Origin of the sequence: Sphaerospermopsis reniformis, from assembly GCF_005402885.1 — a bacterium.
Classification (GTDB): Bacteria; Cyanobacteriota; Cyanobacteriia; order Cyanobacteriales; family Nostocaceae; genus Sphaerospermopsis; species Sphaerospermopsis kisseleviana.
In genome coordinates, this window is the sequence record NZ_BJCE01000277.1 from 1 (window position 1) to 6,482 (window position 6,482).

7 protein-coding genes are annotated in these 6,482 nt (G+C 37.9%); 4 read left to right on the forward strand and 3 right to left on the reverse strand.

The window, feature by feature from the left end; genetic code table 11:
* The first annotated feature begins 314 nt into the window (after window positions 1-314).
* From FFR48_RS24060 to FFR48_RS24070, 3 genes are all read left to right on the forward strand, one after another.
* The gene (locus FFR48_RS24060) at window positions 315-1,430 is read left to right on the forward strand and encodes a branched-chain amino acid ABC transporter permease (protein WP_096571238.1); all 1,116 of its coding nucleotides are present in this window, start codon (window positions 315-317) and stop codon (window positions 1,428-1,430) included.
* 130 nt (window positions 1,431-1,560) lie between these two features.
* Window positions 1,561-2,346, forward strand: coding sequence for an ABC transporter ATP-binding protein (locus tag FFR48_RS24065; RefSeq protein ID WP_137669118.1), 786 nt, complete (start codon window positions 1,561-1,563; stop codon window positions 2,344-2,346).
* 390 nt (window positions 2,347-2,736) lie between these two features.
* Complete coding sequence (locus tag FFR48_RS24070; protein ID WP_137669119.1) at window positions 2,737-2,913, forward strand: helix-turn-helix domain-containing protein; 177 nt, start codon at window positions 2,737-2,739, stop codon at window positions 2,911-2,913.
* Window positions 2,914-3,108: 195 nt separating this feature from the next.
* On the opposite strand, the gene FFR48_RS24075 is transcribed toward FFR48_RS24070, so the two are convergent.
* Window positions 3,109-3,621 (reverse strand): hypothetical protein, encoded by a 513-nt coding sequence (locus FFR48_RS24075; RefSeq protein WP_096571232.1) that lies wholly within the window; start codon window positions 3,619-3,621, stop codon window positions 3,109-3,111.
* 241 nt (window positions 3,622-3,862) lie between these two features.
* On the reverse strand, window positions 3,863-5,056 hold the full coding sequence (locus tag FFR48_RS24080; RefSeq protein WP_096571230.1) for an HhoA/HhoB/HtrA family serine endopeptidase: 1,194 nt from the start codon (window positions 5,054-5,056) through the stop codon (window positions 3,863-3,865).
* Window positions 5,057-5,314: 258 nt separating this feature from the next.
* Here FFR48_RS24080 and FFR48_RS24085 point away from each other — a divergent pair, with 258 nt between their 5' ends.
* Window positions 5,315-5,710 carry a metal-sensing transcriptional repressor gene (locus tag FFR48_RS24085; protein ID WP_096571228.1) on the forward strand — a complete coding sequence of 132 codons (396 nt, stop codon included), beginning with the start codon at window positions 5,315-5,317 and terminating at the stop codon, window positions 5,708-5,710.
* Between the two features lie 253 nt (window positions 5,711-5,963).
* Here the strand turns inward: FFR48_RS24085 and FFR48_RS24090 are convergent.
* Window positions 5,964-6,482: DMT family transporter (locus FFR48_RS24090; protein WP_137669120.1), on the reverse strand; the 519-nt coding region annotated here is incomplete at its 5' end.

Genomic DNA, 6,482 nt, shown 5'->3' on the forward strand with positions numbered 1-6,482 from the left:
CTAATCCCTCGTGGTAATATAACCATTCTTGGTATCGTTGCCAAAGTGCCTTAGCATCCATCATGAGGGAATTCTCACATATACTTGATCAAACTCCAGTTTAATCTATGGTTTTGGCGATCCCTGCTCTGTCTTATACAGTTTGTAATGAGGAGGCAGGAGGCAGGGGAAGAAAGGGAGGTTAACCCAGTCACCAATCACCAATTTACACATCTGGCATTGGCACAACACGCAAAAACTTGACTATTTCACCTGTAATTTCTATCGTGGTGACTGGGGATTGGGGACTGGGTAAAAATAACTAATGACTAATTATGATTGAATATCTCATTTTTCTGGCTATTTCTACTGCTACTTTTGCTTTGTTCGCATTAGGGCTTAATTTACAGTGGGGTTTTACAGGTTTGATTAATTTTGGTCATATTGCTTTTATGACCTTGGGTGCATATACTACAGTTTTATTAAGTTTAAAAGGTGTACCTCTATTATTTTCGGCGATCGCTGGGGCAATTGTCTCCGCTTTGTTAGGTTTGGTTATTGGTTTTGCAACTCTACGCCTCCGGGAAGATTATCTGGGTATTGTTACTATTGGTACTGGGGAATTAATTCGTTTGGTGGTGAATAACCAAGATTTACCAGTAGGTGATGCTTGGATTTCTGGGGCGTTTGGTGTCCAAAGTTATGCGATTCCTCTATCAACCACACCCAATTTATTTTTCCGATTTTTGATGATTGGTGTACTTTCCTTACTTGCAATTGTTACTTTATTTTCTTTGTGGCGTTGGGTAACAACTGCTCAAAAATCTGTCACTGTTTCCATTAAAAAAGAATTTTCTTCCCGTTTGGTAGTGGGTATAATTTTAGGTTTATTGTCAGTCGCTATTTATGTTGCTGGTGTGGTGGGATTGTATAATTACAACCCTAAAGCGGGCTTAATGTTATTGGCTTTGTTAGTCTTAGCTTTTGTTTTTTGGCGCTTAGAATTTTTAGTCAAATCTCCTTGGGGTCGAGTTCTCAAAGCTATCCGTGAAGATGAAGAAGTACCCAAAGCATTAGGTAAAAATGTCTTTTCTTATAAGTTACAATCTTTGATGTTAGGCGGTGCGATCGCTGGTATTGCTGGTGCTTTCTTCGCTTGGCAACTGAGCGCCATTTATCCTGATAATTTTCAACCTCAACTCACTTTTGACGCTTGGATTATGATAATTTTAGGCGGTTCTGGTAATAATATCGGTACAATTTTAGGGGCAGTAATTTATTTCGCTTATGATGCCCTCACACGGGAATTTTTACCAAAAATTGTTCCTTTAGATGTAGAACGTATCGGTGCTTTTAGAATTATGTTTATCGGTCTAATTCTCATGGTACTGATGATTTGGCGACCTCAAGGTATTCTAGGTAAAAAAGAGGAACTTACTCTTGGTAAATAGGTGATTGGTGATTGGTGACTGGGAACGGAAGTTATTAATTTTGATTAATTTTGATTAATTTTGAAAATTGGTAATTGATCAAAAACGTTGATAATAATTAATTAAAAGTTAAGTTGAGAATAAAAACATCATGGTAAATAATATTCAATCTCCCCAAATTCCCCTATTAGCAGCTACCGGACTTTGTAAAAATTTTGGTGGTATTCAAGCGGTTCAAGATGCTAACATCGAAGTTACTCAAGGTAGTATCACTGGTTTAATTGGTCCTAATGGTGCGGGTAAAACGACTTTATTTAATTTACTGTCCAATTTCATCCACCCAGATAAAGGAAGAGTGATTTTTGATGGTGAACCGATTCACAATTTACAACCATTTCAAATTGCCCAACAAGGTTTAATTCGTACCTTCCAAGTTCCCAAAACTCTATCACGTTTATCAGTTTTAGAAAATATGCTGTTAGCAGCACAAAAACAAATTGGTGAGAATTTTTGGCAAGTGCAATTTCAACCACACATTGTCGCTAGAGAAGAAAAACAAAATAAAGAAAGGGCAATGTTTTTATTAGAATCTGTAGGATTAGAAAAAAAAGCAAATGACTATGCTGGTGGTTTGTCAGGTGGACAGCGTAAACTATTAGAAATGGGACGCGCTTTGATGACAAATCCTAAGTTAATATTATTAGATGAACCAGCAGCAGGAGTGAATCCTAGATTAATAGATGATATTTGCGATCGCATCCTCAAATGGAACAGAGAAAATGGTTTAACTTTTTTAATTATTGAACATAATATGGATGTAATTATGTCTTTGTGTGACAAAGTTTGGGTATTAGCAGAAGGACAAAATTTAGCAGTCGGTACTCCTACGGAAATTCAAAAAAATGCCAAAGTTTTAGAAGCGTATTTAGGACAATAAAATCATCAGCATTCAGTAATCAGTAATCAGCTTAAAGCTATAATTGAGATAGGTTTTGCATCAAGTCAAAAGTTTGATCACAAAAGTTTGATCACAGGAGTTGAGAATATTAGGATTATACAATTTAGCTGTGTAACAGCTTACCACTGTACTTGTAGTCAAAACGTCAAGTTTTGTTGAAAAAACATTAACCTCCGTTTTTTTATCCAGCAACATAAAGATCTAATAAGCTGTTACACAGCTAAATTGTATAATCCTAATATTCTGAACTCTTGTTTAACAGGCAAGATGCCTGTTCCACTTATACAAATTAAATGCACAACAGCTTAACTCATTTTTCATTGCTTTATGTTACATACATTTGCAAGCCGAAAAAGAAAAAGAGGATGTATGATCAACTCCGGTACATCCCTAACAGAAGCAGCGAGATTTCTCGGTGTAGATCACCACACATTGTATACAGCTTTAAGAACCGGACAAATTCCCACCGCTAGGAGAAATGGTTGTAATGTCATTACTCAAGGTGCATTAATGGACTATCAAGCGAGAATGAGACAAATGTTGTAAGTTTCTGGGAATTTGTATTATTTGAGTTAATAACATCAATATCGTTCAATATCGTTCCTTTGCTCGTAAGTATTCAGCCGTCGGTGTCCATCAACTTTCAGCTTTCAACGCTAAAATACAAAGTGGAAATTTCCTCAATTAATGCTGCTAAATCTTTGTTTTTGCTGTTATAAACTGATAGCTGAATGCTTACATCTATTTTTGCCAAAAGCGAAAATTGAAACTGCCAGAAGCGCGACGATAACGACGGGTAGATATTCTTTTTCTGCCTCTGGTACTTTTCTCGTTGGGTTCTGGGATTTCTGCTTCTTCTAAAATTTCATCTGATAATTGAGTTTGAGTTGCTTCTTTACTTCTCCACCAAGCAATAATCCAACCACCACCTACAGCTGCTATTCCTCCAAATAAAATACTTATTGGTGCGGAATAACCAAGAAACACAAAGCTGAACATGAAAAATAACCAGTATTTCAGTGCTGCATCAATGCCATCATTAGAAGCTACATCTGGTATTTGGGGGTTATTTTCGTTGACGTTTGTAAACCACCCTAAAGCAACACCACCCATAATCCCCACAAATAAACTGAGAATTAATGAAGCTCCTGCAAAACTGGAAATAATAGCTAACAGAAAGCCAAATACCAGTTGAGAAAAAAAGTTTGGCGAAGAAGATAATATTTCGCTGAGAATATTTTTGTTAGATGCCATATTTTCAGAAATTCAAAATTAGGTAATAGGTAATAGGTAATTGGTAATAGGTAATGGGTAATTGGTAATTGGTAATTGGGTACTCTTCCCAGTCACCAGTCACCAGTCACCAGTCACCAGTCCCCAGTCCCCAGTCACCTAGCCTTCACAGATAAATTTTTCAGCAAACCCTAATTAGAAACTTAACATGAAAAAATGAGGATATGCCTCAACATATCCCCATTTTCTTGGGATTTGGATATTAAGAAATGTCTTGTAACTCAGCAGTACGCACAGAAAGCACCTGAAGTTGATTTCCTCTTTGTACTTTTACCTGCAACGCTTCACCTAAACGACTATCTTCTACAACTCTTTGCAATTGTTCAGCAGTGGTAATTGTTTGACTGTCAATTTGTAAAATCACATCACCGCGTCGCATACCCGCAGTAGCAGCAGGGGAGTTAGGTACAACTCGGATCACTAACACACCATTCACTTCTGGTATTTGAATTGCAGAGTTAGGATCAGTGTTATTTTGTCTTGCTAACTGGGGTGTTAATGTCACCATCTGTACCCCTAAATAGGGATGAGCAACTTTACCGTTTTTTTGTAATTGTGCAGCGATCGCCTTAGCTTTATCTATCGGAATAGCAAACCCGATTCCCATTGCATCTGCACGAATAGCGGTATTAATGCCAATTACTTCTCCTTCAGCATTTAACAACGGACCTCCAGAGTTACCAGGGTTAATCGCTGCGTCAGTTTGAATGAAATCTAAACGTTTATCACTAATTCCCACCTGGGCGCTAGAACGTTTTAAAGTGCTGACAATACCCAAAGTGACAGTATTATCAAATCCTAACGGATTACCGACAGCGATCGCCCAATCTCCCACCTGTACACTGCTAGAAGATCCCAAAGGTGCGATCGGTAAATCGCTACCAGCATTAATCTTAACTACTGCTAAATCAGTAACTTCATCAATGCCTTTTACCTTACCTTCATAAGTACGGCCATCTTTCAAGCGTACAGTTACTTTATCAGCTTGATCTACAACATGGGCATTAGTCAAAATTATCCCACTTTTATCCAGAATAAAACCAGAACCTAAACCCCTTAACTGTTCAGTGGGTGACATTTGGGGGAAACCATCACCAAAAAACCTTCGTAAAAACGGATCTTCCAAAATGGGATCAACAGGACGAGTAATAGTTTTTTCGGTATCAATCCTTACCACAGCAGAACCCACACGATTTACCGCCGCAGTGACAAAGCTACTGTTACCAATAGCACCAACAGCAGCAGATGGTTTTTGGGCAACCACTTGATCCGGTGCTGTTTCTGCGTGGGAAGGTAAAACTGACACACAAGAAACCGTTAACACCACTCCTAAAAAAATCGCTAAAACACGGGTACTGAGTTTACGTATAAACTGAGGTAGTTGAAAAATTTGCATAATCACAACCTAATCTAGAAGCCTAATGTTTGCTATCTATTTACAAATCTAGCTACAATTATTTTTATAGCTGGTTTACAAATCTGTGCTGATTGAAGTTTTTACCCAACTTGTGATCTAACAACTTCTGTCATCAAGTTAATGGAACATACACCAACCAAGCTATTATGGACATTTACCCTGACTCAGTACGGTTTTTCCGCCAATCTCAAATCACTCTAGGCTAGGATCTAATTAATACCAAACCCCACAGGACTCATGACAGCATCAAACCGATTAGCTGAAACATCCTTGCCTTCATCACAGCAAGCAGAACACACACACCACCACAACCACGAGCATACAAATCATAATTCAGAAACAGTCAACTCGGTTCATCCTCATGTTCATAGTGAAGAATCTTTACGGCGAATTGTTAACCGACTATCACGAATAGAAGGACACATTCGCGGTATTAAAACAATGGTGCAGCAAAACAGCCCTTGTCCCGATGTATTATTACAAATTGCGGCTGTGAGGGGTGCATTAGATAAAGTAGCGCGGATTGTTTTAGATGAGCATTTAACGGAATGTATTGCTAGAGCTTCAGAAAATGGCAATATTGATGTAGAAATTGAACAACTCAAAGCAGCTTTAGATCGGTTTTTACCATAGAGTTGATTATCTATGGTTTGGTAATTGATAATTGATAATTGATAATGGGACTTACGCACTGTACAAATTTACCATGATGTGCATGAACGAAAATCCGTTGTTTCAGGCTTTTGGCGATTAACTTCCGATCAATAGCGAACTGCTTGCAGCAGCGCTTCGCTATCGCTCAAAAATCATCAAAAAATCACGTTAAAATGCATGAAACCCATACCTCATTTTCCTGATCTCCCAAGGAGTATATTAGGGTAATTTTTTAAAGTTTCTTAGTTACAGATGCTTCTAAAACTGGTTTTTGTTGATTAGTGTTTTCATTGATGGTAGCTTTTTGATTTTGTCCTGCTAAATTTTCCCGTTGGTTAATTAAATAAATACTGATTAAAGTCAGCATAACTCCTAGCCATTGAATGGGGGTGAGAACTTCTGCAAGAAAAAGATGACCAAATATTAAAGCAAAAACTGGTGTGAGAAAGGTAAGAGAACTTAAACTCGTTAGATTTCCACTTGATGCAAAATAAAAGAATAAACCATAGGCGATCGCACTACCAAAGATAGTTGCATAACCCAAATTTAACCAATCGGACAATACCAGATTTTGCCACTGTTGGTTTTCTACAACCGCAGAAATTCCCCACAGAGGCAACCCCCCCAAAATTATATGCCATCCCGTGGCTGTTACCGGATCAGCATATCTACAGACAAAGCGAATTAATACCGTACCTACAGCCATTGATAAAGCTGCCAGTAACATTAACCATTCACCACTGTTAAATAA